29 protein-coding genes and 1 riboswitch are annotated in these 25,502 nt (G+C 64.4%); of the genes, 9 read left to right on the top strand and 20 right to left on the bottom strand.

The annotated features are described in order from the left end of the window. Positions 1-47: 47 nt before the first annotated feature. The 7 genes from IVB54_RS05335 to uvrC form a co-directional block, all read right to left on the bottom strand. On the bottom strand, positions 48-1,178 hold the full coding sequence (locus tag IVB54_RS05335) for a YihY/virulence factor BrkB family protein (protein WP_026232540.1): 1,131 nt from the start codon (positions 1,176-1,178) through the stop codon (positions 48-50). Between the two features lie 2 nt (positions 1,179-1,180). Then, complete coding sequence (locus IVB54_RS05340) at positions 1,181-1,780, bottom strand: hypothetical protein (protein WP_018453489.1); 600 nt, start codon at positions 1,778-1,780, stop codon at positions 1,181-1,183. Between the two features lie 90 nt (positions 1,781-1,870). Continuing rightward, positions 1,871-2,830 carry a 50S ribosomal protein L3 N(5)-glutamine methyltransferase gene (gene prmB, locus IVB54_RS05345; RefSeq protein WP_018453490.1) on the bottom strand — a complete coding sequence of 320 codons (960 nt, stop codon included), beginning with the start codon at positions 2,828-2,830 and terminating at the stop codon, positions 1,871-1,873. Continuing rightward, positions 2,830-3,306: a molybdenum cofactor biosynthesis protein MoaE gene (locus IVB54_RS05350; RefSeq protein ID WP_018453491.1), complete on the bottom strand. Its 477-nt coding sequence runs from the start codon at positions 3,304-3,306 to the stop codon at positions 2,830-2,832. The genes prmB and IVB54_RS05350 overlap by 1 nt, the downstream gene beginning before the upstream one ends. A 3-nt stretch (positions 3,307-3,309) precedes the next feature. Then, a complete protein-coding gene (moaD, locus tag IVB54_RS05355) occupies positions 3,310-3,561 on the bottom strand; it encodes a molybdopterin converting factor subunit 1 (RefSeq protein ID WP_018453492.1) in 252 nt (83 codons plus the stop codon). Further along, positions 3,558-4,175, bottom strand: coding sequence for a CDP-diacylglycerol--glycerol-3-phosphate 3-phosphatidyltransferase (gene pgsA / locus IVB54_RS05360; protein WP_007596859.1), 618 nt, complete (start codon positions 4,173-4,175; stop codon positions 3,558-3,560). Before pgsA ends, moaD begins: the two co-directional genes overlap by 4 nt. Positions 4,176-4,274: 99 nt before the next feature. After that, on the bottom strand, positions 4,275-6,344 hold the full coding sequence (gene uvrC / locus IVB54_RS05365; protein ID WP_018453494.1) for an excinuclease ABC subunit UvrC: 2,070 nt from the start codon (positions 6,342-6,344) through the stop codon (positions 4,275-4,277). Between the two features lie 249 nt (positions 6,345-6,593). Here uvrC and IVB54_RS05370 point away from each other — a divergent pair, with 249 nt between their 5' ends. Continuing rightward, positions 6,594-7,217 (top strand): outer membrane protein, encoded by a 624-nt coding sequence (locus IVB54_RS05370; protein ID WP_018453495.1) that lies wholly within the window; start codon positions 6,594-6,596, stop codon positions 7,215-7,217. 71 nt (positions 7,218-7,288) lie between these two features. Here IVB54_RS05370 and IVB54_RS05375 read toward each other — a convergent pair whose 3' ends face one another. The 4 genes from IVB54_RS05375 to IVB54_RS05390 all read right to left on the bottom strand — a co-directional run bounded on the left by IVB54_RS05375 (position 7,289) and on the right by IVB54_RS05390 (position 9,944). Beyond that, entirely contained in the window at positions 7,289-7,504 is a 216-nt protein-coding gene (locus tag IVB54_RS05375) for a cold-shock protein (protein WP_007614865.1), read from the bottom strand. Positions 7,505-7,754: 250 nt separating this feature from the next. Further along, positions 7,755-8,615, bottom strand: coding sequence for a 23S rRNA (adenine(2030)-N(6))-methyltransferase RlmJ (rlmJ, locus tag IVB54_RS05380; RefSeq protein WP_018453496.1), 861 nt, complete (start codon positions 8,613-8,615; stop codon positions 7,755-7,757). A 52-nt stretch (positions 8,616-8,667) separates the two neighbouring features. Continuing rightward, positions 8,668-9,360 (bottom strand): ribonuclease T2, encoded by a 693-nt coding sequence (locus tag IVB54_RS05385; RefSeq protein ID WP_026232541.1) that lies wholly within the window; start codon positions 9,358-9,360, stop codon positions 8,668-8,670. Positions 9,361-9,479: 119 nt separating this feature from the next. Next, the gene (locus IVB54_RS05390) at positions 9,480-9,944 is read right to left on the bottom strand and encodes a hypothetical protein (protein ID WP_018453498.1); all 465 of its coding nucleotides are present in this window, start codon (positions 9,942-9,944) and stop codon (positions 9,480-9,482) included. Positions 9,945-10,126: 182 nt separating this feature from the next. Here IVB54_RS05390 and IVB54_RS05395 point away from each other — a divergent pair, with 182 nt between their 5' ends. Beyond that, the gene (locus IVB54_RS05395; protein ID WP_247777091.1) at positions 10,127-10,420 is read left to right on the top strand and encodes a hypothetical protein; all 294 of its coding nucleotides are present in this window, start codon (positions 10,127-10,129) and stop codon (positions 10,418-10,420) included. Between the two features lie 43 nt (positions 10,421-10,463). Beyond that, a complete protein-coding gene (locus IVB54_RS05400) occupies positions 10,464-10,994 on the top strand; it encodes a DUF3617 family protein (RefSeq protein WP_018453500.1) in 531 nt (176 codons plus the stop codon). A gap of 169 nt (positions 10,995-11,163) precedes the next feature. Here the strand turns inward: IVB54_RS05400 and IVB54_RS05405 are convergent, their stop codons facing one another. The 3 genes from IVB54_RS05405 to IVB54_RS05415 are packed head-to-tail and all read right to left on the bottom strand — an operon-like array spanning position 11,164 to position 13,837. Further along, entirely contained in the window at positions 11,164-12,552 is a 1,389-nt protein-coding gene (locus IVB54_RS05405; RefSeq protein ID WP_247777092.1) for an ATP-binding protein, read from the bottom strand. 17 nt (positions 12,553-12,569) lie between these two features. Continuing rightward, complete coding sequence (locus IVB54_RS05410) at positions 12,570-13,301, bottom strand: response regulator transcription factor (protein WP_018453502.1); 732 nt, start codon at positions 13,299-13,301, stop codon at positions 12,570-12,572. Further along, entirely contained in the window at positions 13,298-13,837 is a 540-nt protein-coding gene (locus tag IVB54_RS05415; protein WP_007596846.1) for a MarR family transcriptional regulator, read from the bottom strand. The genes IVB54_RS05410 and IVB54_RS05415 overlap by 4 nt, the downstream gene beginning before the upstream one ends. Positions 13,838-14,175: 338 nt before the next feature. Here IVB54_RS05415 and IVB54_RS05420 point away from each other — a divergent pair, with 338 nt between their 5' ends. The 5 genes from IVB54_RS05420 to IVB54_RS05440 all read left to right on the top strand — a co-directional run bounded on the left by IVB54_RS05420 (position 14,176) and on the right by IVB54_RS05440 (position 18,514). After that, complete coding sequence (locus IVB54_RS05420; RefSeq protein ID WP_026232543.1) at positions 14,176-15,258, top strand: branched-chain amino acid aminotransferase; 1,083 nt, start codon at positions 14,176-14,178, stop codon at positions 15,256-15,258. Between the two features lie 268 nt (positions 15,259-15,526). Beyond that, positions 15,527-16,051 carry a DUF2314 domain-containing protein gene (locus IVB54_RS05425; RefSeq protein ID WP_018453504.1) on the top strand — a complete coding sequence of 175 codons (525 nt, stop codon included), beginning with the start codon at positions 15,527-15,529 and terminating at the stop codon, positions 16,049-16,051. A gap of 50 nt (positions 16,052-16,101) precedes the next feature. Continuing rightward, complete coding sequence (gene hisS, locus IVB54_RS05430; RefSeq protein WP_026232544.1) at positions 16,102-17,622, top strand: histidine--tRNA ligase; 1,521 nt, start codon at positions 16,102-16,104, stop codon at positions 17,620-17,622. A 55-nt stretch (positions 17,623-17,677) separates the two neighbouring features. Further along, positions 17,678-17,926, top strand: a complete 249-nt coding sequence (locus IVB54_RS05435) for a tautomerase family protein (protein WP_083926322.1) — start codon at positions 17,678-17,680, stop codon at positions 17,924-17,926. A gap of 183 nt (positions 17,927-18,109) precedes the next feature. Further along, positions 18,110-18,514: a hotdog domain-containing protein gene (locus tag IVB54_RS05440; RefSeq protein ID WP_018453507.1), complete on the top strand. Its 405-nt coding sequence runs from the start codon at positions 18,110-18,112 to the stop codon at positions 18,512-18,514. Positions 18,515-18,613: 99 nt separating this feature from the next. Here the strand turns inward: IVB54_RS05440 and proC are convergent, their stop codons facing one another. Together proC and IVB54_RS05450 are read right to left on the bottom strand one after the other, a co-directional pair. Next, on the bottom strand, positions 18,614-19,441 hold the full coding sequence (gene proC, locus IVB54_RS05445) for a pyrroline-5-carboxylate reductase (RefSeq protein ID WP_018453508.1): 828 nt from the start codon (positions 19,439-19,441) through the stop codon (positions 18,614-18,616). Between the two features lie 193 nt (positions 19,442-19,634). Next, the gene (locus IVB54_RS05450; protein WP_018453509.1) at positions 19,635-20,135 is read right to left on the bottom strand and encodes a YbjN domain-containing protein; all 501 of its coding nucleotides are present in this window, start codon (positions 20,133-20,135) and stop codon (positions 19,635-19,637) included. 411 nt (positions 20,136-20,546) lie between these two features. Continuing rightward, positions 20,547-20,704: riboswitch (FMN riboswitch) on the top strand. A gap of 76 nt (positions 20,705-20,780) precedes the next feature. Here IVB54_RS05450 and IVB54_RS05455 point away from each other — a divergent pair. Next, the gene (locus IVB54_RS05455; protein WP_026232546.1) at positions 20,781-21,344 is read left to right on the top strand and encodes a 6,7-dimethyl-8-ribityllumazine synthase; all 564 of its coding nucleotides are present in this window, start codon (positions 20,781-20,783) and stop codon (positions 21,342-21,344) included. A 75-nt stretch (positions 21,345-21,419) separates the two neighbouring features. On the opposite strand, the gene IVB54_RS05460 is transcribed toward IVB54_RS05455, so the two are convergent. The 4 genes from IVB54_RS05460 to IVB54_RS05475 form a co-directional block, all read right to left on the bottom strand. Then, the gene (locus tag IVB54_RS05460) at positions 21,420-22,454 is read right to left on the bottom strand and encodes an ATP-grasp domain-containing protein (protein ID WP_018453512.1); all 1,035 of its coding nucleotides are present in this window, start codon (positions 22,452-22,454) and stop codon (positions 21,420-21,422) included. After that, positions 22,451-23,479, bottom strand: coding sequence for a putative zinc-binding metallopeptidase (locus tag IVB54_RS05465; protein ID WP_018453513.1), 1,029 nt, complete (start codon positions 23,477-23,479; stop codon positions 22,451-22,453). Before IVB54_RS05465 ends, IVB54_RS05460 begins: the two co-directional genes overlap by 4 nt. A gap of 239 nt (positions 23,480-23,718) precedes the next feature. Beyond that, positions 23,719-24,672, bottom strand: a complete 954-nt coding sequence (locus IVB54_RS05470; RefSeq protein ID WP_007614838.1) for a ribose-phosphate pyrophosphokinase — start codon at positions 24,670-24,672, stop codon at positions 23,719-23,721. Positions 24,673-24,865: 193 nt separating this feature from the next. Beyond that, positions 24,866-25,474, bottom strand: a complete 609-nt coding sequence (locus IVB54_RS05475; protein ID WP_018453515.1) for a hypothetical protein — start codon at positions 25,472-25,474, stop codon at positions 24,866-24,868. Positions 25,475-25,502 lie beyond the last annotated feature (28 nt).

Genomic DNA, 25,502 nt, shown 5'->3' on the forward strand with positions numbered 1-25,502 from the left:
CCTTAACATCATTGTTGATTCGAGGGGATAGCGGCCCAATCGCAGAGTCAGGACGGCGCCGCGGCGCCGACCGTGTCGGCCGAGACGGCCTCGCGGGTGCCTAGCGGCTTGGGCGGCCCGGTGGTCGTGTCGCGCAAGGTCTGCCGTTCGATCTCCGAATTCAGCTCAGCCCCGAACATGATGACGATGGCCGACATCCACATCCACATCATCAAGCCGATCGCAGCGCCGAGCGAGCCGTAGGTCGCGTTGTAATTTGCGAATTCGGACAGATACCAGGACAGCAGCGCCGAGCCGGCGATCCAGAGGATCGCGGCCGTCACAGCGCCGGGGCTCAGCCATTGCCAGCGCGGGGCGTCGCGGCTGGGCGCGAAGCGGTAGAGGACGGCGAGCGCCGCAAGGAGAATGACGAACAGCACCGGCCATCGCGCCAGCGCCACGATCAGCTTGCTTTCGGGCGCCATGCCGAGGTGGTTGAGCGCGAGCGGGAAGGCGACGACGGCGCCCACCATCAGCAGCAGGGCAACGATGCCACCGACCGTGAAAGCCAGCGAGACCGTGTTCAGCCGGATGAAGCTGCGCTTTTCACGCTCCTCATAGGCGACGTTGAGGGCGTCGAAGATGGCTTTGACGCCGGCATTGGCGCTCCAGATCGCGAGCACGAGTCCAAACAGGAAAGTGAAACCAAGGGTCGCGCCGCCGTTCGACACGACGCGCGCCACCTGGTCCTCGACGATCTGGAACGCGCCCTCGGGCAGCATCATCGCGAGCGATTGCAGGTTGGAACTGATCGTCGAGGGATCGGCGAACAGGCCATAGAATGAAACCAGCGCCGTGATAGCGGGAAAGATCGCGAGCAGTCCGAAAAAGACGACGCCGCCGGCGGTCGCGAGCAGGCGATCCTCGTCGATGCGCTGATAGGTGCGCCAGAGGATGTCCTTCCAGCCTGCCCACGGGATCGCGAACGGGCTTTTCGCGCGGCGGCCGCGGCCGGGCTGCGAGGCTGCGCCCGTCGGGCTCGTTTCCGGCGAATTCGCCTCGCCGTTGCGGTGGTCTTGCGGAGGTCCCGGCCGGATCAGGCCAGAATCCTGGAAATACCGTTCCGCGGTGAGCACGAACACGGTCGTGGCTGCGACTAACAGCCAGCTGTCGAATTGCTCGGCGCGCCGCATACGCATTTTCAGGTATCCGCTCCGTGGCCGTGACGCCGCCTGCGCGCGGCCGTGATCCCGACCAGCCCAACGGCCGCGAGCATCAGCCCGAGTTGCACGGGCCGGTTGGACCGAGCCGGCCACGTGCTGCCGCCATGTCCTGACTCATGTCCTCGTTCGCCCGGCGCGAGCGGCGCCAGGGGAATTGTCGTCGCGACCTCTTTCACCGCCTCCTTCACCGTTCCGCGCGGGATGCGCGGGGTGGCGATAGCCACCCGTAGGCGGCTGGCGAGCGGCACGATCGGCTTGGTCTTGCGCTTCATCTGGGCCATGGCCACGCCGGCGCAGGCGGCGGCCAGGACCAGGAGCACAGCGCCGACGGCGCCGAACCCCCAGAATTGCCCGTAATGGATTGCAATCCAGCGGTACAGGGCGATCAGGCCGACGAAGAAGGCTGCGACGACGAACAAGCCCGCAACCGCGAGCAGTCCGGCCGCAGCCGCGTACGACGTCATGCGCCCTGTGGCCTGGTTGCTCCGGTCGCGGGCATAGGACTGGGCGGCGCGCTTGAGATGGTTGAGCTTGAGCGCGACGCCGGCGCGCAGCAATTCGCCCGATGGCGCAAGCATGCAGTTATCCTCCGAGTGCGAGAAAATTCGTCGGGGGATGAACGTGGCGGTATTTGACTTGTTCCGACGAGGTCTGCCCGCCGTGATGGATCAGCCGAGATCGGCTGCCGCGATCCAGAACACTTCGCCCTCGGAGTCCTCGGTGTCGAGCCAGAGCAGCGGCAATTCAGGAAAGGCCTCGTCAACCAATTCGCGGCCGCGGCCGATCTCGCAGATCAGCCCGCCATGCGGCGTCAAATGGCCGGGCGCATCGCGCAGGATCCGGCGCACCACATCGAGACCGTCGGCGCCGCCGTCGAAGGCGAGCTTCGGCTCGGCCCGGCACTCGGGCGGCAGCGCCGCCATGCCTTCGGCGTCGACATAAGGCGGGTTGGTGATGATCAGGTCGTATTTGGTGTTACCGAGTGGGGCGAACAGGTCGCCGCGATGCAGGCTGATCCGGCCATCGAGCCCGTATTCGCCGACATTTCGTCTGGCGACGTCGATCGCGCCCTTCGAGATATCGACGGCATCGATCGTGGCGTTCGGGAAATGATGCGCGGCGAGGATCGCGAGGCATCCCGATCCCGTGCAGAGATCGAGCACGCGCTCGACGGCGCTGGAATCGTCGATCAGCGAGCCGGCTTCGCCGTCGCCGCCGAAATGCGACTCCAAGAGTTCACCGATGAAGGAGCGCGGAACGATGACGCGCTCGTCGACATAAAACGGCAGGCCGCGCATGTAGATCTTGTTGACGAGATACGCGGCCGGTTTGCGCGTGGTGACGCGCTGATGAACGAGATCGATGATGGTCCTGCCCTCGGCGGTCGTGACGCGCGCGTTGGCAAAAATCTCGAACTGCTCGGGATGCAGATGCAGGGCTTCACAGACCAGGAAAGCCGCTTCCGCGACCGGATCGGGCGTGCCATGGGCAAAGGCGAGCTTGGCCTCATTGAAGCGGCTCACTGCATAGCGGACGAAATCGATCAGCGTGAGAAGCTCGCCGCGGCCCACCTTCGCGAGCTTTGGCGCGGCGTGGCCGCGCACGGCCTTTTTGGATGTTGTTGCCATCAGGATCGGGTCCAGCGTGCGGCGGCTTCGTCGTCGCGGGCCTGGGCCTCGACCCAGCCGGTGCCGGTGGCGCTCTCTTCCTTCTTCCAGAACGGCGCGTTGGTCTTGAGATAATCCATCAGGAACTCGGCTGCCTGGAACGCTGCCTGGCGGTGCTGCGAGGCGGTCAGCACCAGCACGATGTTCTGGCCGGGCATGAAACGGCCGACGCGATGGATCACCGTGACGCCGCTGAGAGGCCAGCGCGAGATGGCCTCGTCGGCATGGCGCCTGATCTCTTCCTCGGCCATGCCGGGATAATGCTCCAGCGAGAGCGCGGCGATCTTCGCGCTGTCTTCGTCGCTGCGGCAGATGCCGGAAAAACTCACGACCGCACCGATGTCGGTGCGGTTCCCGGTCAGCACCGCGATCTCGCGTGCGATGTCGAAATCGTCTTGCTGGATACGGATGGTGACGGGGCAGGTGGTGACGGGCATGGCCTAGCCGCCGGTCATCGGCGGGAAGAACGCGATCTCGCGAGCGCCCGCGATCGCGGCGTCCGACTTGACGTGGGCATGGTCGATCGCGGTGCGGATCACCTTCGGCTTCTCGAACGCATAGGCGTAGGCTTCGCCTTGGCCGGACAGCCAGGCGATCAGCTCTTCCACGGTGCGCACGGTCGCAGGCGGCTCGATCGTCTCCTCGGCCTTGCCGATGCGCTCGCGCACCCAGGCGAAGTACTTCACCTTCATCCCTCATCCTCCTTGATGAGGTGATGGATGCCGGCGCCGAAATAGTCGTAGCCGGTGTACATGGTGAGGATCGCCGAGGCCCAGAGCAGCGCCAGCCCGATCATCGAGACCATGGGCACGACCTCATCGCCGGCCGGACCAGCCAGCAGGAAGCCGATGGCGATGAGCTGAACCGTCGTCTTCCATTTCGCAAGCTTGGTCACGGGCACGCTGACACGCAGCGCGGCAAGATATTCGCGCAGGCCCGAGACCAGGATCTCGCGGCACAGGATCACGATGGCGGCCCACAGCGACCAGCCGTGAATGATGCCGTCGGCGGCCAGCATCAGCAGGCACGAGGCGACCAGAAGCTTGTCGGCGATCGGATCGAGCATGCGGCCGAACGCCGATTGCTGATTCCAGATCCGTGCGTAATAGCCGTCGAGGTAATCGGTGACCGCAGCCGCGATAAAAATGGCGACGGCGACCCAGCGCAGCCACAGCGGGCCGTCCATGATCGACTGTGCGTAGATGCACCCGACCACGACCGGGATCGCGGCGATCCGGCCGTAGGTCAGGATGTTCGGGAGGGACATCGCGCGGCTGGTCGTCCCTCGTGTCGTGGCGATGTTCATCCGTCCTACCAATACCGCTGCAGCCTGAAGGTCAACCGTTCCGCTCCCCAAATGGGGTGCGGGATGCGACGACCATATGACCGCGGCCCCCCTTTTATTTCACCCCGGCTGGGGATGGAAATACTCGAAAATCCTGCGGGCGCTCTCGGCGCTCACCCCCGGAACCTTACCGAGATCGGTGATCGAGGCCCGTTCGATCTCCTTCAGGGTTCCGAAATGATGCAGCAAGGCACGTTTGCGTGACGGACCGATGCCAGGAATCTCCTGCAAGCCGGCCTCGCGGATGTCCTTCTTGCGCAGCTTGCGGTGCGAGCCGATGACGAAACGGTGCGCCTCGTCCCGCAGCCGCTGGATGAAATAGAGCACGGGGTCGCGCGGCTCCAGCTTGATCGCCTCGCGCTCCGGCATGAACAGGGTCTCGCGGCCGGCATCCCGGTCCGGCCCCTTGGCCACCGACATCAGCGCCACCTGGGTCAGGCCGAGATTTGCAAAGATGTCCCGGACCGCGTTGAGCTGGCCGCGGCCGCCATCGATGATCACGAGATCGGGCCATTGCGGGAAGTCGTCGTCCTTGGCTTTGGCCGCATTGTCCTCGGGTGGATTGATCAAGCGCTTGAAACGGCGTTCGAGCACCTCGCGCATCATCCCGTAATCGTCGCCGGGCGTCAGGCCCTCCGACTTGATGTTGAACTTGCGGTACTGGTTTTTCACAAAACCGTCCGGGCCGGCGACGATCATGGCGCCGACTGCGTTGGTGCCCTGGATGTGGCTGTTGTCGTAGACCTCGATCCGCTTCGGCGCATGCGTCAGGCTCAGGGTCGTGGCCATGGCGTCCAACAGGCGGCTCTGCGTCGCGGTGTCCGCGAGCTTGCGGCCCAGGGCCTCGCGCGCGTTGGTGAGCGCGTGGGTGACGAGCTCCTTCTTCTCGCCGCGCTTCGGCATGGACACTTCGACCTTGCGGCCGGCCTTGATCGACAGCGCGTTGGCGAGCAGCTCGCTCTCCTCGATCTCGTGCGAGAGCAGGATATTCCTCGGCGGCGGCTTGTCGTCATAGAACTGGGCGAGGAAGGAGCCGAGCACCTCTTCCGGCGTATAGGTCTTCTCCGCGCGCGGGAAATAGGCGCGGTTGCCCCAGTTCTGCCCGGTGCGGAAGAAGAACACCTCGACGCAGGAGAAGCCGCCCTCCTGGTGGATGGCGAACACGTCGGCTTCTTCCACCGTGCGCGGATTGATGCCCTGCTGCGACTGGATCGCGGACAGCGCAGCGAGGCGGTCGCGGTAGAGCGCGGCGCTCTCGAATTCGAGCTCGCCGGAGGCCTTCTCCATCTCCGCGGCAAGCTCCTGCTTCACCGCATGGCTCCTGCCGGACAGGAAGTCGCTCGCCTCGCGCACCAGGGTCGTGTAGCCGGGGAAGTCGATCTCGCGGGTGCAGGGGCCGGCGCAACGGCGGATCTGGTAGAGCAGGCAGGGCCGCGAGCGACTCTCGAAGAAGGAATCCGTGCAGGAGCGGATCAGGAACGCGCGCTGAAGTGCGGTGATGGTGCGGTTGACGGCGCCGGCGGAGGCGAACGGGCCGAAATAGCGACCCGGCCGCGTCTGCGCGCCGCGATGCTTCAGGATCTGCGGCGCCCAATGGTCGCCCGTGATCAGGATATAGGGAAACGACTTGTCGTCGCGCAGCTGCACGTTGAAGCGCGGCCGAAGCTGCTTGATGAGGTTGGCCTCCAGCAGCAGGGCTTCGGTCTCGGTGTGGGTCGAGATGATTTCCACGGTCACCGTGGCGGCGATCATGCGCAGGATGCGCGCCGGCTGCGGCGCACTCTGGCGCGCATAGTTCGACAGGCGCTTTTTGACGTTCTTGGCCTTGCCGACATAGAGCACGTCGGCATTCGCATTGAGCATGCGGTAGACGCCGGGCGAGGTGGGGGCGAGGCGCACCGCGCGTTCGATCGCCTCGTGGCCGGTCGCCAGCGGCTCTTCGCCGACGGTGCCGCTCTCTTCCAGGATGTCCGGCAGCCGCGCATCGTCCTCGTCGTCGCCATTCGCAGTGGCGGGATCGAGGTCCGGCGGCGCGGCTTCCGTTTCCTGGGGAGGGACGTCGGGTGCGTTGCCGCGCACGGGTTTGCGTACGCGTGCGTCGTCCGGATTGTCGGGGGAATCGTGAACCATGGTGCGAATTTAAGCGCTGCGGGTGTCGATTTGAAGTTCCGGCCGAGCGGCACGCACAGGATGGCGGCGCAGTTCCCGGTAACGCTTGCTTAAGCCTGTTAACAGCGCAGTAACCCGGCTTAACAGGCCTTTAACTTAAAACTCTCGATAAATCTTACGCGAAAAATGGTGGTTCCGTAACCATGCGGTTTTGCCTCGCGCGGCGACGCGGGCATCGCAGCGGTGACGGGAGTTGCGTTGGAGTGTGTGATGAAGAGGCTCGTTGTGGGCGCAGCCGCATTGGCTGCAGTCGGCTGGACGGCTTCGGCAGAGGCCGCCGATCTCAATTACGGGCAGCGAGCGCCCTACACGGTCAATCAGCCGCTCAACGCCTATAGCTGGGCCGGTCCGTATCTCGGTGGCAATCTTGGCTATGAATGGGGTTCGGTGAACAACAATCCCGCAAAACCGTCGGGCTTCGTCGGCGGCGTTCAGGCCGGCTACAATTTCCAGAACGGCCCATGGGTGTTCGGCGTCGAGGGCGACATCCAGGCCGCCGGTGCCGACGACACCTTCGCGCCGTGGAAGTTCTCCAATCCGTGGTTCGGAACCCTGCGCGGCCGCGCCGGCTACGCCTTCAGCAACGTGCTGTTCTACGGCACGGCGGGCCTCGCCTTCGGCGAGCTGCGCGCGCAGACGTTCGGCTGGACCGAGTCGCACACCAGCGCCGGCTGGACCATCGGTGCCGGCGCGGAAGTTATGTTCGCGCCGAACTGGAGCGCCAAGCTCGAATATCTCTATATCGATCTCTCGACGAGTCAGTTCGCGATTACGGGCGTGTCAAACGGCTATAGCGCCAGCGTTGTGCGCGCAGGCGTGAACTATCACTTCTGATAGCTAAAGAAGAAAATACCGGACCAACCTCCCGGCCGCTTGCGGCCGGGATTTTTTTGACGCTTGGCTCGCTAGGGAAGGATGACCAAATCGACCGCCTTCGGCCCCTTGCCCTTCTTGTCCGGTTCGACTTCGAAAGTAATACGCTGTCCTTCGGCAAGGTCCTTCAGTCCGGCCCGCTCCACAGCAGTAATATGTACGAAGACGTCGCGGCCCCCGTCGTCCGGTTTGATGAATCCGTAGCCGCGCTCACCGTTGAAAAACTTGACCGTTCCCGTCATGGCCATCGGGAAACTCCCCCTCATTGCTCCTCCGTCGTGACGCAGACGCGCGTCACGACATGACCGGGCCTTACGAAGCCCGGGAGCTGGCCATCCTTCGGCAGACCATTCGGTCCGACTGGATCTTTCTTAGGCCTTCACTCCGCCGCAACCATTCGCGGAAGCGGAACGTAAAGCCAGTCACTGCAACAGCATAATACGGTTCTCTGCAGATTGACTACCGCTCCTGCATATTTTTCCCAAGAATGCCGGAGTGTTACGGTCTCGGCACCTCTAACCGGAATCTGGCAGCGCCACCCTGGCCGAGCGGCATTTCCAGCTCCGGCAGGATCGTCTTGAGTTCGCCGTGCAGCGTGTAAGGGGGATTGACGATCAAGAGCCCGCTGGAGGTGAGGGCTGCGCCGTCGGCTTGCGGCGCCACGCTGAATTCGAGGCGCAGGCATTTTCCCGGCGGTTTTGCTGCGGCTGCGAGCCGCGCCACTGATTGCACCAGCGTGTCGGTGGCGCGTCGGCTCTTGGCGGGATACCAGATTACATAGATACCGGTCGGCCATTTCGCGAAAGCCGCCGAGAAGGCCTCTGCGAGCTTTTCGAACTCGTCCTTTGCCTCGAAGGGCGGGTCGATCAGAACGAGCCCACGCCGTTCCTTCGGCGGCACGAAAGCCGGCAGCGCCATCCAGCCGTCGAGGTCGACCACGCGGGCCTGTTCGTCGCGGCGCAGTACGCCGATCAGCGCCTTGCGCGCCTTCGGCTCGAGCTCGCAGAGCAAGAGGCGGTCCTGCGGCCTCAGCAGGCCGCGTGCGATCAGCGGCGAGCCCGGATAGGCCTTGAGCTCGCCCTTCGGATTGAAGGCGCGGACGATGTCGAGATAGGGCTTGGTCAGCGCCATGGCGTCGTTCGACAACCGCGCCTGCATCAGCCGCGCAATGCCCGTCAGCCACTCGCCGCCCCGGCGCGCTTCGTCGCTTTCGAGATCGTAGAGGCCAGCGCCGGCATGGGTGTCGATGACGCGGAACGCACCCGGCTTGTCCTGGAGATAGGTGATGATGCGCGTCAGCACGATGTGCTTGATGACATCGGCGAAGTTGCCGGCATGGAAGGCGTGGCGGTAATTCATGCAAGAGCACTACGCCACGTGACGGCCCGAGCAAAGAGGCACGACGCCTGGGCTAGCCACCCCGGATCGGCGGCATCGTCACCTGGTCGCGGCGGCAGGCGCGGCGGTCGATCTCCTCGCAGGCGCGGAATTGCAGGTCCTTGCTGAGGCAGATGCGGACTTCCGATAGCCGCGTCCGGTTGCAGGTGATCGAGACGGCGGCATTGCTGAGGCCCGGATTGGCCTTGATGAAGGCTTCCTCCACCTCCGCCGGCGCCACGGTCTTGGCCTGCGATAGATCGAGATATTCGGCTGGAATCTTGATCGCGGCGCGCGCCTTGCGGATCGTCTCGAAATAGCTGCGGTCAGCGAGCCCCGAGCAGGTGCCGTGCTTGTCCCACTCATTGAAGATCAGCCCCGGCGCCGGCATCAGATCGAGCATGGAGGAGACGATGCTGCGGTTCAGCCGCGGCGAGGGCCGCTGGCAATATTCCGGAAATCCGCTCTCATATTGCGGCCACAAACCATGCACCACGAAAGCGTAGGGCCGTCCGCTGCACTGGGTCTGCGAGCGGCCGCCGCGCTCCGCCGCCTCCTCGCAGAAAGAGGGCGACCAAGACAGTGACAGCACATAAAAATCGAATTCGCCGGGCGTGTTCTGCCGCTTGTCCTGGGCCTTTGCGCCATCGGCCAGCGCAGCCAGCCCGGCCGCAAGCGTCAGCGAGATCATCAGGCGGGAGAACGAATGCAATCTGGAATGAAACATGGCGACGCCCCTCAACTAGACTGTGCAGACAAGCCTAGCAGGCGATAAGAACATTTCAAGAACAAAATGCGGGTGACCGTCGTTCGGCCGCCTGATCGGTCCGGATCAGAACGTTTCAATTACTGTTTGGCGGCGCGGCAGGCCGGGTTGTAGGCCCAGTTGCGGTCGAGCCCGACCACGCACCATTCGACGCCTTGGCCGTAGCCGGCGAAGCCGCCATCCTCCACGATCGAGAAATGCACCTTGCGCATCTTGCCGTCCGTGAGCATGGCCTCGCCGGTGCAATAGCGGCGCGGGATGTTGTCGGATGCCCAAGGCCGGAACGCGGTCTCGTGAACTGCGGCGAAGCCGGTGATCTTCAACGAAGAATTCCAGAACGCGCTTTCTTTCTCCCAGAACTGGGTCGCGATCGTCGGCAGCGCCCTGTCGCACTCGGAGACGTTGCCGTCATAGCGCGGCCCGCTCAGCCAGAAATTCAGCTCCAGCGGATTGGCGGCCCTGGCCTCGCCGAGCGACAGCGCCCCGAACAGGAGGCCGAGCACGGCGGCAAAGCGGAGCGATTTCAGGAAGGTCGAGGCGCGCATGGATGATCCAGACAGCATGATCTGCAAGGGTCGGACGGTGCCGTGAAGGCCGGGGGAGGTCAAGTGCAGCGCGGCAACACTTGCCGACGAGTTGACCGCAATGCTGCGTTGGACCGGCCATCCGTTCTTTCCACCGCCGCGCCGACACCGTAAACTGCCGCCAACCAATCGGAGTGACGGGAATGCGAATCATTGCGGCCGCGGGCCTACTTGCCTTGGGTATGATGGCGAGCCAGTCGGCGCATGCCGATCTGCTTCCGGTGCCTCCGTTCAAGGGCAACGACACCGGCGGCATCATCGCCTATTCGATGGCAACCCAGGTCGATGCGCGGCAGGTCGCGGTCGATCACTGCGCGCGCTATGGCAAAGTCGCCAAATTCCTGGCGATGCAGGCCTATGAGGGCGGCTACATCTCGTTCTCCTGCCGCTGGGTGCCCTATGGCGCCGCCGACCAGCCGATCCGCACGCTCTACTGAGGCGCTTTCGCACGCCGCTACCTCTCAGCCGGGAACTTCCCACATGACGCGCAAACTCGCTTTGCTCGGCTCCGCCCTTTGCCTCGTGTTGTCGGCAGGCAGCGCTCGCGCTGACGACCTGCCGGTGCGTAAGGCAGGGCTGTGGGAATTGAAGATGGTCCGGACCGGCACGCCGGTGCCCGAGATGACCATGCAGCACTGCACCGACGAGACCGTCGACAAGGAAATGAACAACAACGTCTCGCCGATGGCCAAGCAGATCTGCGCCAAGCAGGACATCAAGAAGACCGCGACCGGCTATGTCAGCGATTCCGAGTGCAATGTCGCCGGCATCAGCACGACTTCGCATGCTGAGATCACCGGCGATTTCAATTCGGCCTATACGGTGAAGACGTCGTCGCACGCGCAAGGCGGCGCCGCCGGCGCGGCAGGCCGCGACACGACCGTGCAGCTCGAAGCGAAATGGCTGGGAGCCTGCAAGCCGGACCAGAAGCCCGGCGACATCGTGATGCCCGGCGGCTTCAAGATGAACGTGCGTGACATGGACAAGCTGAAGGCGCTGCTGCCGAAGTAAGGCTCTTCCCCTCTCCCCTTGTGGGAGAGGGTGGCTCGCCGCGCAGCGGCGAGACGGGTGAGGGGTTTGTCTCCGCGTGTGACTCTTTTCGCTTTGAATTCGCGGAGAGAGACCCCTCATCCGGCGCTTCGCGCCACCTTCTCCCACAGGGGGAGAAGGGAAGAGGCAGCTACACCGGTATCCGCACGCTCGCCCTTAATCCGCCCATCGGACTGTCGCCAAGCGTGATGTCGCCGCCGTGCGAGCGGGCGATGTCGCGGGCGATCGCGAGGCCAAGACCTGTGCCGCCTTCGTCCTGGTTGCGGGCGTTGTCGAGCCGCAGGAACGGCTTGAACACCTCTTCGCGCAGATGGGCGGGAATGCCCGGCCCGTCATCGTCCACCGTCACGGTCAAATAACGGTGATCGCGCTGGCCGGTGATGGCGATGCTCTTGCCGTAGCGGGCGGCGTTGGTGACGAGGTTGGCGAGGCAGCGCTTGAATGAGGCCGGCTTCACCGTGACCACGGGCAGCCCGTTGAACGCAACGGTCGCCGTGTGGCCGTGGCGCTCGGCGTCGCTGCGCAGCTCCTCGAGCGCCTGGGCCATGTCGGTCGGCTGCGACTGCTCGCCGGAATCGCCGCGGGCAAACGCGAGGTAGTCCTCGAGCATCATCGACATCTCGTCGACGTCCTTGCGCATGCCCTCCATTTCGGGGCTGTCGCCGATCAACGCCAGCTCGAGCTTGAACCGCGTCAGGATCGTGCGCAGATCATGGCTGACGCCGGCTAGCATCGCGGTGCGTTGCTCCATCGTTCGCTCGATGCGCGACTTCATTTCGAGGAAGGCGACCGACGCGCGCCGCACCTCGCGCGCGCCACGCGGGCGGAAATTCGGCGCCTCGCGGCCCTTGCCAAAACTTTCGGCGGCGTCGGCAAGTCGCAGGATCGGCTTGATCTGGTTGCGCAGGAATAGCACCGCGACGATCAGCAGGATCGAGGACGTGCCGACCATCCAGAACAGGAAGATCTCCGAGTTCGAGGCATAGGCGGCGCTGCGCTGTGCGAACACGCGCATCACGGCGTCGTCGAGCTGGATCCGGATCTCGACGAGGTTGGAGCGGCCGACCGTGTCGATCCAGAAGGAGCGCCCGATCTGGCGGCCGAGCTGCACCGACAGCGTCTGGTCGAGCAGCGAGAAGAACGGCTTTGGTCCCGGCGGCGGCATGTCGCCGGCCGGGAGGAAATCGACGACGAGGCCCAGGCGCTGCTGCGCGATGCGGCGGATCTGGTCGCGATCCTTGTCTTGCGGGTAGCCCGTGTAGACGTCTATCAGCGCGGCGATGTCCTGCACCACCGCGGCCGACAGGCGGCGTGTCACCGTGTTCCAGTGCCGCTCCATGAACACGAAGGCGACCACCGATTGCAGGATCACCATCGGCACGATCATGATCAGCAGCGCACGCGCATAAAGGCCGGTCGGCATCCAGCCCTTGAACGCATTGCCCATCCAGCCATTGGCGGCGGAGACGCGGCCGGCGGCGCTCTTCAAAAGCGTCAGGCCGGTATCGATCGTGCTCATCGGTGGCGGTTCACTCTTTATGGCGAGGCTACCAGCCGGTAGCCGATGCCGCGCACGGCCTGGAGGAACAGCGGATTGGCGGGATCGGTCTCGATCTTGCGCCGCAGGCGGTTGATCTGCACGTCGACGGCGCGCTCGTTGACGCTGCCATTGCCGGTCAGCGCGCTGCGCGGCACGGTCTCGCCCGGTGTCTCCGACAAAATCCGCAGCATCTCGCGCTCGCGGTCGGTGAGGTGAATGACGTCTTCGCCCTGGCGCAATTCGCCGCGGTCGAGGTGATAGATGTACGGGCCAAACGCGATCTTCTCGACCGCAGCGGCCTGTGGCGGCGGCGCGGCGCGCTTGAGGATGTTGTTGATGCGCAGCGCAAGCTCGCGCGGCTCGAACGGCTTTGCGACGTAATCGTCGGCACCGATCTGCAGGCCCTCGATGCGCGCTTCGGCTTCATGCCGCGCCGTCAGCATCACGATCGGCACCGAGGACGAGGTCCGGATGAAACGGGCGAGATCGAAGCCGGTCTCGCCGGGCATCATGACATCCAGGATCAAGAGGTCGAAGTGCAGGCCCAAAAGCTTGGAACGGGCATCGCTAGCGCTCGCGGCGGTCGAGACGCGATAACCTTCGCCGGCAAGGAAGCGCGAGAGCAGATCGCGGATGCGGCGGTCGTCATCGACCAGCAGGAGATGCGGGGCATCGTCTGCGGGACGTGCCGGCGGGCGTGCGAGCGTGGCAGCGAGCGGCACGGTCACTCCTTGTCCTGATTGACGGTGGCAAAGATCGTCTCGAGCACCTTGTCCGGATCGTCGCGGTCGATCATCGCGCGCAGGAAGCGCTTGACGGTCTCGGCATCCTGCGGCGCCATCTCGGCAAGCGCCTTGGTGATGCGCGTGGTCTGGAGGCCGGCGAGCTTCTGCACCAGCGCCTCGCCCTTCGGTGTCGCAAACAGCAGGCGTTGGCGGCGATCATTGTCGCCGGTCTTCTGCACGATATAGCCCTCGTCCAGGAGCTGCTTGAGCACCCGGCCGAGCGATTGCTTGGTGATGCGCAGGACGTCGAGGAGGTCGGCGACCTTGAGGCCGGGATAACGATAGACAAAGTGCATGACGCGGTGATGGGCCCGGCCGAAGCCGAACGCCTCCAGCTCCTGGTCGGGATCGCCGACAAAATCGCGATAGGCGAAGAACAGCAGTTCGATGATATCCCAGCGCAAATTGCCTCCGTCGTCTGCGGCCGGCCGCGGCCCGGCTGCGTCTTGAGAAGGAGTCGCGAAATTTATGTCAGGCATATTGACGTATCTTGGTCTCAATGTTACAAAACGATCAGCCCGCACGAAATTTTAGATCGTTTCGCGTCGGGTGGGCGTCGAAGCAAGGCGGCCGCAGTGGGCCGGACAGGCGGCAACGGCCGGAGCAGATCTACCGTGCGATGTCGAACGGCATTTCGGCAAAACATACTGGACTTCCGTCTTCCGCAAAAGCATGTCCTCCGTGACATGCTGGCCACGGAAACCGGCCGTAACAAGGCTGGCGGCGGTCCGGCCAGAAACCAATCGAGCCAGCCGGGCCCAAATCGGGGCAGGCGGGTGCCACAACGGCGCCGCTACCGGCAGCGGGAGGCAAGGACATGAGCATGAAATTCGACATCCAGCCCGCATCCAATCCGACCTCCGAGAAGGATCGGGTCGCCAAGCTGGTCGACCCCGGTTTCGGGCGGGTCTTCACCGACCACATGGCAGTGGTCCGCTACAACCAGGCCAAGGGTGGCTGGTACGAGGCGCGTGTCGAGGCCCGCGCCAATTTCCAGCTCGATCCGGCCGGCGCCGTCCTGCACTACGCCCAGGAAATTTTTGAAGGCCTCAAGGCCTACAAGCGCGACGACGGCGGCGTGAACCTGTTTCGCCCCGATGCCAATGCCCGGCGCTTCAAGGACTCGGCGGACCGCATGGCGATGGCGCAGCTCCCTGAAGACGTCTTCATCGAGGCGGTCGAGCAAATCGTGCGCATCGATCGCGCCTGGATGCCGGGCGGCGAGGGCAGCCTTTACCTGCGCCCCTTCATGATCGCGAGCGAGACCTTCCTCGGCGTCAAGCCGTCGTCCGAATACATTTTCGCGGTGATCGCCTCGCCGGTCGGCTCCTACTTCAAGGGCGGCCCCGCGCCGGTCTCGATCTGGGTGTCGGAGAATTACACGCGCGCTGCCGTCGGCGGCACCGGCGCCGTCAAATGCGGCGGCAACTATGCCGCAAGCCTGCGTGCGCAGGCCGAGGCGATCCAGCACGGCTGCGACCAGGTCGTCTTTCTCGATGCAATCGAGCGCCGCTACATCGAAGAGCTCGGCGGCATGAATGTGTTCTTCGTGTTCGACGACGGGTCGCTCTCGACGCCGCCGCTGGGCACCATCCTGCCCGGCATCACCCGCGACTCCATCATTGCGCTGGCCAAAGACGCCGGCAAGACCGTGCGTGAGGAGCCGTACTCGCTCGACCAGTGGCGCAAGGATGCGGCCAGCGGCAAGCTGAAGGAAGCGTTTGCCTGCGGCACCGCCGCCGTGATCTCGCCGATCGGCACGGTGCGCTCGGTGAGCGGCGATTTCGAGATCAGCGGCGGTGCCGCGGGCCCCGTCGCCATGGGCCTGCGCAAGCAGCTCGTCGACATCCAGTACGGCCGCACCAACGATCCGCACAACTGGATCCGGAAGGTGGATTGAGGCCCTTCTTCCTTCTCCCCTTGTGGGAGAAGGTGGCGCGAAGCGCCGGATGAGGGGTTCTATCCGCGAGTTCAAGGGTCAGTTGGACTCGCGGATAGAACCCCTCACCCGTCTCGCCGCTACGCGGCGAGCCACCCTCTCCCACAAGGGGAGAGGGGAAAAGGGCATCGCTGGTTGGCTTTTCTCGCCATGAACGCGACACCATGATCGTGCGACAAAGTCCAAGACCTCGCATACCCAGACATCGAGTCATCCGGACATCGCGATCATGACATCCACTCTTCCCCAGTCCCTGAAATGGGTCGTTCTTGCCGCGGTCACCGGCATCACCGTATTCGGCATTCTGACCATCGGCCCCAAGCCGGACGTCTCCGCTGAGGGCCGTTCGCCCGTCGTCGACGTGCGCACCACCGATCCGGAGATGAACACCGCGATCGCGCGCGCCCGCGGCACGCTGCCGACCTTTTGGGCCTCCTACGAGGCGCCGAAGCCGTCGGAGACAGGGCATGCCCTGAAGGTGCACTTTTCGACCCGCAAAGGCGGTGAGCACATCTGGATGGCCGAGGTGAAGAAGCTACCCAATGGGGCCTATTCCGGCCTCTTCGCCAACGAGCCACGCGATCTGGCCGGCAAGCGGGCAGGCGATAAGGTCGAATTCACTGAAGCCGACATCTCGGACTGGATGTTCATGCGCAACGGCAAGATCGTCGGCGGCGAAACCATCAAGCCAACGCTGAAGTCGCTGCCGAAAGCGGATGCCGACGCGCTCCGGGCGCGGATGGAGCAGCCGTAAGCGATTACCCGGCAGTTGCCGCATCACGCGTCGGCTGGTAAATGCCGCGCATGGCCGAAAAACCCAAAAAATCCCAGAAACTGAAGGCGCGCCTGCCGCGCGGGCTCGAGGATCGCGATCCCGCCGCGATCCGGGCGACGCGCGAGATGGTGGAAAAGATCCGGACCGTGTACGAACTCTACGGGTTCGAGCCGGTGGAAACGCCGGCGATGGAATACACCGACGCGCTCGGCAAGTTCCTGCCCGACCAGGATCGTCCGAACGAGGGCGTGTTCTCGTTCCAGGACGACGACGAGCAGTGGATCAGCCTCCGCTATGATTTGACCGCGCCGCTCGCCCGCTATGTCGGCGAGCGATACGGGACCGACGGTCTTGTGTTGCCCTACCGCAGCTACCGCGTCGGCTACGTCTTCCGCAACGAGAAGCCCGGCCCCGGCCGCTTCCGCCAGTTCATGCAGTTCGATGCGGATACGGTGGGATCGGCCACGCCGGCGGCGGACGCGGAGATCTGCATGATGGCCGCGGACACGATGGAAGCGCTAGGCATTGCGCGCGGCTCGTATGTCGTCAAGGTGAACAATCGCAAGGTGCTCGACGGCGTTCTGGAAGCCATCGGGCTCGGCGGCGAAGAGAACGCAGCACGCAGACTGACGGTGCTGCGCGCGATCGACAAGCTCGACAAATTTCCCGCCGAGGAAGTTCGCAAACTGCTCGGTCCCGGTAGATGGGATGGCGGCGAAGAAGGCAAGGGCGACTTCACGAAGGGCGCCAATTTGAGCGCGTCGGAGGCTGACGTCGTTCTCGCCATCACCAAACCGCGCGACGATTGGAAAGAGGCGATCGCCGCGGCGGAGGTCTATCTCGCCAAGAGCGAAGTCGGTCAGGCCGGCGTGAGCGAGCTGGAAGAGATCGCGAAACTGGTGACGGCGTCGGGGTACGGCGCGGACCGCATCAAGATCGATCCCTCCGTGGTGCGCGGTCTCGAATATTACACGGGCCCCGTCTACGAGGTCGAATTGCTGCTCGAGACCAAGGATGACAAGGGCCGCCCGGTCCGCTTCGGCTCGGTCGGCGGTGGTGGCCGCTATGATGGTCTCGTCTCGCGCTTTCGCGGCGAGCCGGTGCCGGCGACCGGATTCTCGATCGGCGTGTCGCGGCTTCAGGCCGCGCTGACTCTGCTTGGCAAGCTCGACACGCGGCCCGAGTTCGGCCCCGTCGTCGTCACCGTGTTCGACCGCGACCGCGTCGCCGACTATCAGAAGATGGTCGCATCGTTGCGAACCGCCGGCATTCGCGCCGAACTCTATCTCGGCAATCCCAAGAACATGGGCAACCAGCTCAAATATGCCGATCGCCGCAATGCGCCCTGCGTCATCATCCAGGGCTCGGATGAAAAAGCGCGTGGCGAGGTGCAGATCAAGGATCTGATCGAGGGCGCGAAGGCGGCGGCCGCGATCGCTTCCAACCAGGAATGGCGCGAGAGCCGCCCGGCGCAGTTCTCGTGCAGCGAGGCCGACCTCGTCGCCAAAGTGCGCGAGGTGTTGGCGCGGCATGACGTGAGCTGGGGCTAGCCATTCGCTGACGTCGCCATGCCCGGGCTTGTCCCGGACATCTACCTCCTGTTTGATGGCGCCCGTCAATGGCCGGTGTCCGGCCCCAAGGGAGAGAAAAATGCCTGAGATCACTGTCAGCATGGCCGAAGGCCGCACCGACGAACAAAAGGCCGGCATGATGCGCGACATCACCCAGGCACTGGTGAAGAATCTCGGCGTCGATGCCGACGCCGTCGTCATCCAGATCAATGAAGCCCCGCTCCGCCACAAGATGAAGGGCGGCAAGACGTTCGTGGAGCGCGCGGCGGCTGCGAAGAAGTAGCCGGCGCTGGTTCGGCAACCACAAAGGTCGTCCTGGCGAAAGCCAAGGACCCATTACCCCAAGCGGCAGTTGTCGCAGCAGGTCGTGGTTTAGACCGCGCATGACAATGTTGGGTCGGGGTAATGGGTCCTGGATCGGCGCTCCGCTTCGCTGCGCTTGTCCAGGACGACGGGGGGAGGCCCCATGGACGCACGCGACTTCATCAAGGTCGGCATGAGCGCCGAGCGCACGCTGGTGGTGCCGGTGGAGCGCACGGTCGGGCATTTCGTGCCCGGCATGCCGATGGTCTATGCGACGCCGATGATGATCCTGGAAATGGAGATGACGTCGGGCGATGCGATTCGTGCGGCGCTTCAGCCGGGCTGGGTCACCGTCGGCACCGAGGTCGATATCCGCCATCTTGCAGCAGCCCTCGTCGGTGCGACGGTGCGGACCACTGCGAAGGTTTTCGCGGTCGAGCGCCGCGTCATCCGCTTCGAGGTCGAGGCCTTCGAAGGCCCGCGAAAACTCGGCGAAGGGCGCCACGCGCGCGGGCTCGTCAATGTCGAGATGTTCAACAAGCGGCTAGCCGCAGGCTCGAAATCGTAGGGTGGGCAAAGGCGCGCAGCGCCGTGCCCACCATCTTTCCGCGATTGCATTCGAATGGGTGGGGCACGCTTCGCTTTGCCCACCCTACGGCACACTTTCTTACTTCGCCAATTCCTTCGACCGCTTCGTCGCCGCCGCGATGGCGCGGATCATCAGATCGCGCAGGCCGGGCTCGCCCATCAGCACGCCGAGTGCCGCGGCCGTGGTACCGCCGGGCGAGGTGACGTTCTGGCGCAGCGTGCCGGAGGCAAGCTCCGACTGGTGGAGAAGTTCACCCGAGCCGGCGACGGTTTCGCGCGCGAGTTTTGTCGCGAGCGCCTCGGGCAATCCCGCCTCGACACCGGCGCGCGCGAGTTCCTCGGCCAGCAAAAACACATAGGCCGGACCCGAGCCGGACACCGCAGTGACCGCGTCCATCAGGCTCTCATCGTTGACCCATTCGACCGAGCCGGTGGCGCGTAGCAGCGCATCGGCCACCGCGCGTTGCTGTGCGCTGACATTGTTCGCGGCGACAGCCACCGTGATGCCGCGACCGATCGCGGCCGGCGTGTTCGGCATCGCGCGCACCACCGCGCCGCCGCAGACCTCCTCGAGCGAGGCGATCGTGGTTCCCGCCATGATCGACACCACCGCGGTCTTGTCGGAGACGAATGGCTTCAGCTTGGCGCCGGCCTCGCGGAACATTTGCGGCTTCACCGCGACGACGAGCGTCTCGACCTGGCCTGCCGTCGTCACATCAGGATTGAGCGCAATCCCCTTGGCGGCAAGTGCGGTGATCTCGGCCGAGATGTGCGGATCGATCACCGCGACGCGGCGCGGATCGAGCCCGCCCGAAAGCCATCCGGTCAGCATCGCGCCGCCCATCTTGCCGGCACCGGCGAGCAGGATGGTGCCGGTGATGTTCTCGAGAGTGTTGTTGCTCGTCATAGCCGTTGCCACAAACTCAGTGTCGTCCCGGCGAAGGCCGGGACCCATAACCACAACTGGTTTTAATGGATGGAGGTGTTGGCAACAAGCAGCGTGCCACAAGCGAAATCACGCGGTATGGGTCCCGGCCTTCGCCGGGACGACGGCGAGCAGGGAGCGACGCCTTCCTCACGCGCTGGAGAGCTGAGTGCGCTTACGCCTCGCCCACCGTGTCGAACATGGCCGCGTCCATGGCTTCCGTCGTGGACTTGCCTGCCCACACCACGAACTGGAACGCCGGGAAATAGCGTTCGCAGGCGTGGATGGCGCCTGCGAGCATGGCTTCGCACTGGCCGGTGGAGGCGATGAGCCCGCCCGGCAGCACCAGGGCCTGCCGGTGCATGATCATGCCGGTGGTGGTCCACAGGTCGAAGTGCCCGACCCACAATTGCTCGTTGACCGCGGCCACGAGCCGCTGGACCTCCGGTCGCCGCGCAACCGGGATCTTCATGTCAAACGCGCAGGCCAGATGCAGCGCCTCGATCTCGCCCATCCAGGTGAAGGAGATCTGGTAGTCGGTCCATTGTCCCTTGGAGACAATCGTGAGTTCGTCTTCGCCGGAGCGTTCGAACGGCCAGTTGTTGCTGGCAGCGATATCCTCGACCACCGCGAGCGGATGGTTTTTGGAATCGATGGTGCCTTCGAGCAGGGACATGCCGTCTCGACCTCTTGCCTTTTTGTTGTCTTTGATACGCACGCGGTTGGTCCGGCGCGCGCTCCCTTAAATCTTGCTAAGGCGATCCATTCGGATCAGCGCGGGCTTGTCGCGGATCAACTGATGTGATTTGCGGAATCTGCGCAACTGGCTGCCGAGTCCGTCCACAAGTCAGGACTCGTTCGTCCACAGCTCATCTCCGCCACAATTATTAACGCCGGTGAGGCCGAACCGGATGGAGAAGAACAAACCGGAATCGGATTCGCCAAAGGCCTGCCAATCGCTAATTCCGTCGCGTGCCCCCTGGACCGCCATGGCGGCATGGGACCATGCGGTTTTCCCATGCGGAACCCGCTTGCCGCGGCCCCGAACCGGCGTCATATTCCGGTCAGGCCGTTCATCCCGGGCGGCCGATGTTCTCAGGGCGGGGTGAAAGTCCCCACCGGCGGTAAGGGCCGTAAGGCCTAAGCCCGCGAGCGCCTTCCTCAAAGCCTTGCTGAGGGGAAGGGTCAGCAGATTCGGTGCAACTCCGAAGCCGACGGTTAAAGTCCGGATGAAAGAGAACGGTCGGTGGCAGACGCATCGCAGGATGCGGCTGTTTGTCGTTCCGTGTGCCCTGATTCTGGTCCTTAACTGAGGAAAGCCATGAATCAGATGTTGCAAGATCCCCAAGCCGAAACGTCCCAACCAACTCAAACGCCACCGCCGGTTCCGCAAGATCCGGTGCCCGACCATCCGCGCTTCGCGAAACCGCAGCGGGTGGCCTTCGTGCAGGCCTGCTGGCACCGCGACGTGGTCGAGGAGGCCCGCATCGCCTTCGCGAAGGAGGCAGAAGCGCGCCACCTCAATCATGTCGACGTGTTCGAGGTGCCGGGCTCGTTCGAGATCCCGCTGCATGCGCAGATCCTGGCCAAGACACGACGCTACACCGCGATCGTCGCGGCCGGCCTCGTCGTCGACGGCGGCATCTACCGCCATGAGTTCGTCGCCGATACCGTGATCAAGGCGTTGATGGACGTGCAGCTGCGCACCGAGGTGCCCGTGTTCTCCGCGGTGCTGACGCCGCAGCAATTCCACGAGACCGAGGTGCACTACGATTTCTTCCGCAAGCATTTTGCCATCAAGGGCGTCGAAGTGGCAGCCGCCTGCGCGGAGACACTGCTCGGGCTCGAACGCCTGCGCGGCCAGGTCGCCGCGGGAATCGTGTAACGCAGCGCAACGACCATCCCTCATCCCGAGGGGCGCGAAACGCGTCTCGAAGGATGAGGGCGATCGCCGCCGTCATCACCCCAGTGACACCCCCGCTTTGGCGCGGCTGATCCCAAGCGTCAGGATGCGCTGCAGGAGAGCCGGATATTTCAGTCCGTCATGTAGAGCGGCCGTGGCGAACTCCTGGCTCTTGGCGATCTCGGGATTGGGATTGGCTTCGATGAAATATGGCGTGCCGTCGGCAGTGAGACGAAAATCGATGCGCGCATAGCCGTCGAGGCCGAGCACCCGGTAGATGCGTTTCGCGGCCCGCTGGATCCTGGCGGTCACTTCCGGCGCCAGATCCTTCGCAGGCCCGTCGACGATGCCGACCTTCTCCTGATAGTCGGTGTCGTGCTTGGCCTTCTCCGTGGCGATATGCCGTGACGAGCGGCCACCCATGCTGCCGAATTTCAGCTCCCAGACCGGCAGAACGCGCAAGCGATTGTTGCCGAGCACGCCGACGTAAAGCTCTCGCCCCTCGATGAACTGCTCGGCGATGGCGGCGGATTCGACCCGCTCGTGGATGAAGGCAACCCGCTCGGCCAGCTTCTCGTCGGTGTCGACGATGGAGGCTTGCGAGATGCCGAACGAGCCATCCATGTTCAGGCTCTTGACGATCAGCGGCAGCGCAAGGCGTGTCGGGCGTTTCACCTTGCGGCGCATCGGGAAGACCGCAAAGGCCGGCGCAGCGATCCGGCGGTGATGCACCAGCGTCTTGGACAAATCCTTGCCGCGGGCCAGGGTCAGGCCGCGCGGATTGCACCCGGTATAAGGGACCTTCATCAGCTCGAGATAGCTCGCGATGTGCTGGTCGAAGGCGACGTTGTTGTGGAATTCCTCCAGCAGCGTGAACACCACGTGCGGCTTGAACTCCTCGATCGCCTCGCGCACCGGCTTGATTTCCTCCTGCGCGCCGAGTGGTCGAACCTCGTGGCCGGCTGCGCGCAAGGTACTTACGACGTCGTATTCGGTTTTCCACGCGTTGATCTCCTGCACGGTGTGTCCGTCGCTGGAGTCCGGCGGCACGAAGTCCGGATGCATGAGCACCAGAATGCGCAGACGTCTCATAGCGCGATCCATTTTCGTTGAGACGGGCCAAACATCGTGTGCATCGTCTTGGCGGTCACGAGGACGATGAAGTCGAGAACGAGCTTCTGTTCGGGGCCGACGGCACGCAGATCGAGCTCGCGGCAGCGAGAGATCATCTCGTCGAGCACGGCATCGAGTGTAAGCTGATTCTCGCCCGTCCATCGCGCCACCAGCTGCCTGATATGGGCGCGGTGCCGCCGGATCAGGGCCGAAGCCGGCTTCGAGCGGTGATGCCGTGGATCGGCTGAAAACAGCCGGGACAGATCGCGGTCGTAGGTCTTGGGGGGCGTGAAGGCGTAGAACGCCTGCTTCTTCTTGTAGTGCTCTTCGAGCGTCTGGCTCAGCCGACCCAGCGTATCGACACGCTCCCGCGTCGTGATCAGCGGTCGCTTGCCCGCGATCTCGCCCATCAGTTCGTCGACATATTCGAGCTTCTTCAGCGCCGGCCAGCCGGCGTATCGTGTCCGCCAGTTCGAACGGGGCCGCAGCCACACCGCAAAGGTCTCGGCGAAATCCTCGTCCGGATGGCTCTGCGCGTACCAGAGCCGCAGATGCTGGACATAGCGCCGGCTGGCCGGATTGGGCCGGTAATAGCGCGGATAATGTTTCGACGACGGGCCGAACAGTTGCTGCCAGCGCCGGCGGCGCTGCAACTGGTAGCCGTGCTGTATGGCGTGGCCCGCTTCGTGACGGAGGATGGCCATGCATTCACGCCAGGTTCCGCCCTCGACGTCGAACATCATCTTCTTCTCGAGCTTCATCAGGCGGGGATGAGCGAGATAGAACGGAATGGCGATGCCGGGAACGCCGCCCGGACTGAACCATTCGCTCGACATCCAGGTGTGCGGCCGCAGCCGGATGCCGCGCTCCTGGAGCTCCTCGTACAGCGCGCTGACGCAATCCTCGAGCCAGGTGCCTTCGACCGTAACCCTCAGGCTGGAGAGGCGTTGCTTGAGCAACTCATCATCCGACAGCTTCTCCCAGGCAAATTTCCGGCGTGGCATCGGGCATCCAGAGGGCAGAGATGACTCGGGATTCGGATGATGTCATGGGCGCTCGTTGGCAACAACCCGGGGGGCGGCGGCGCGTGAGGCCGTAGGGGGCAAAGCGACTTGTCCGCCGGAACTCGACGAGCGAAGGCGGAAGCGTGCTCACCGTCTTCATGGCCACAAAAAAGGTGGGCACGGCGCGTTGCGCCTTTGCCCACCCTACGATTTTCCGCAAGCGGCCAGAGGCGAAAACCTCAGTCAAACAGGCTCGACACCGACTCTTCCGCCGCGGTGCGCGCGATCGCGTCGGAGATCAGGCTGGCGATCGGCAGCGTGCGGATGTTCGGGGCCTTGCTCACCGCATCCGTCGGCAGGATCGAGTCGGTGATCACCAGCTCCTTCAGCCTGGAGTTCGTGATCCGGGCCGCCGCGCCGCCGGAGAGCACGCCGTGGGTGATGTAGGCGTAGACGTCCTTGGCGCCCTTGGCGATCAGCGCGTCAGCGGCGTTCACCAGCGTGCCGCCGGAATCCACGATGTCGTCGATCAGGATGCAGGTGTAGCCGGCGACGTCGCCGATGACGTTCATGACCTCGGATTCACCCGCCCTCTCGCGGCGCTTGTCGACGATCGCGAGCGGGGTGTTGATGCGCTTGGCGAGGCCGCGTGCGCGCGCCACGCCGCCGACGTCGGGCGAGATCACCATTGTCCTGGAGAGGTCGAACTTGTCCTTGATGTCGCGCACCATCAGCGGCGCTGCGTAGAGATTGTCGGTCGGGATGTCGAAGAAGCCCTGGATCTGGCCGGCATGCAGGTCGAGCGTCATGACGCGGTCGACGCCAGCCTGGGTGATCAAATTGGCGACGAGTTTTGCCGAGATCGGCGTGCGCGAACCCGACTTGCGGTCCTGCCGGGCGTAGCCGAAATAGGGCAACACCGCGGTGATGCGGCGCGCCGAGGAGCGGCGCAGTGCGTCGGTGATGATCAGCAATTCCATCAGATGGTCGTTCGCCGGAAACGAGGTCGACTGGATGACGAAGGCATCCGAGCCCCGCACGTTCTCCTGGATCTCGACGAAGATCTCCATGTCGGCGAAGCGCCGTACCACCGCCTTGGTCAGCGGCAGGTCGAGACCTTGCGCGATGGCCTGAGCGAGAGCCGGATTGGAGTTGCCGGCGACGAGCTTGATGGAGCCGTTCTTGGCCGACATGGACGCTTCCTCCCGCGCTTTGCTGGACACGATGTTCAACATCAAACAATACCCACTGGAAGCACGGTTACGACGGGCGAGGAAATATCAGGCCGGGGGCTGCAATGGCAACCCGGGGCACTACGTTTTCCCTGCGAAATCCCGAGTCCGGCCAACGGTTTGGCCGGAAAACGGGGCCGTGGTTTCGCGGGGGTTAGCGCTCGGCATAGCCCAGCGCCGAGGCCGGCATGTCGGCCAATGGAGCCTCCGGGATCACGCTCGCCACGGCCGGCCCGCGCAAGCCGGGCGCCGAGTTCGGCGCATCCGGTGTACCGTTGATCATGTTGGAAAGTCCGCTGAATCCGGCCTGGGCGATCTTCCGCAGCACGAGGTCGTCGGCAGCGCCCCAAGGATCCCGGCCGCCCTTGGCCGCGGTCGGTTCCTCGCCGGAAAGGCGCAGCGCCCGCTGCTGGTTGGCGTCGTAGACGTCCCAGACCCAGGCGATCACGGTCTTGCCACGAACGATCTGGGCGGAGAGGTAGCTGCGCACGCGGTAGGCAGCCGTCCCCTCGCGGGAGACCACGGACAGGCTGCGCAGCTTGGATTCGCTGTCGAGCACGCCGACCATGCGGTCGAACACTTGCGGCGGCGGCCCGTCGATCGATTCGAACGCGACTGTCGCCCCCGAGCCGGCGCTCGGCGCCATCGCATAGGAGTTCGCGGCGCCACCGCCACCGGCACAGCCGCCAAGCGCGGCCGTCAGCAGCATGACCGCGAGCACGCGCGAACCCGCGCGGCGCAAGATGAATGACGCGTCCCTCATTATGGAGGGCAGCGATATCGTTAAAACG

The organism is Bradyrhizobium sp. CW1 (genome assembly GCF_023100665.1).
Classification (GTDB): domain Bacteria; phylum Pseudomonadota; class Alphaproteobacteria; order Rhizobiales; family Xanthobacteraceae; genus Bradyrhizobium; species Bradyrhizobium canariense_D.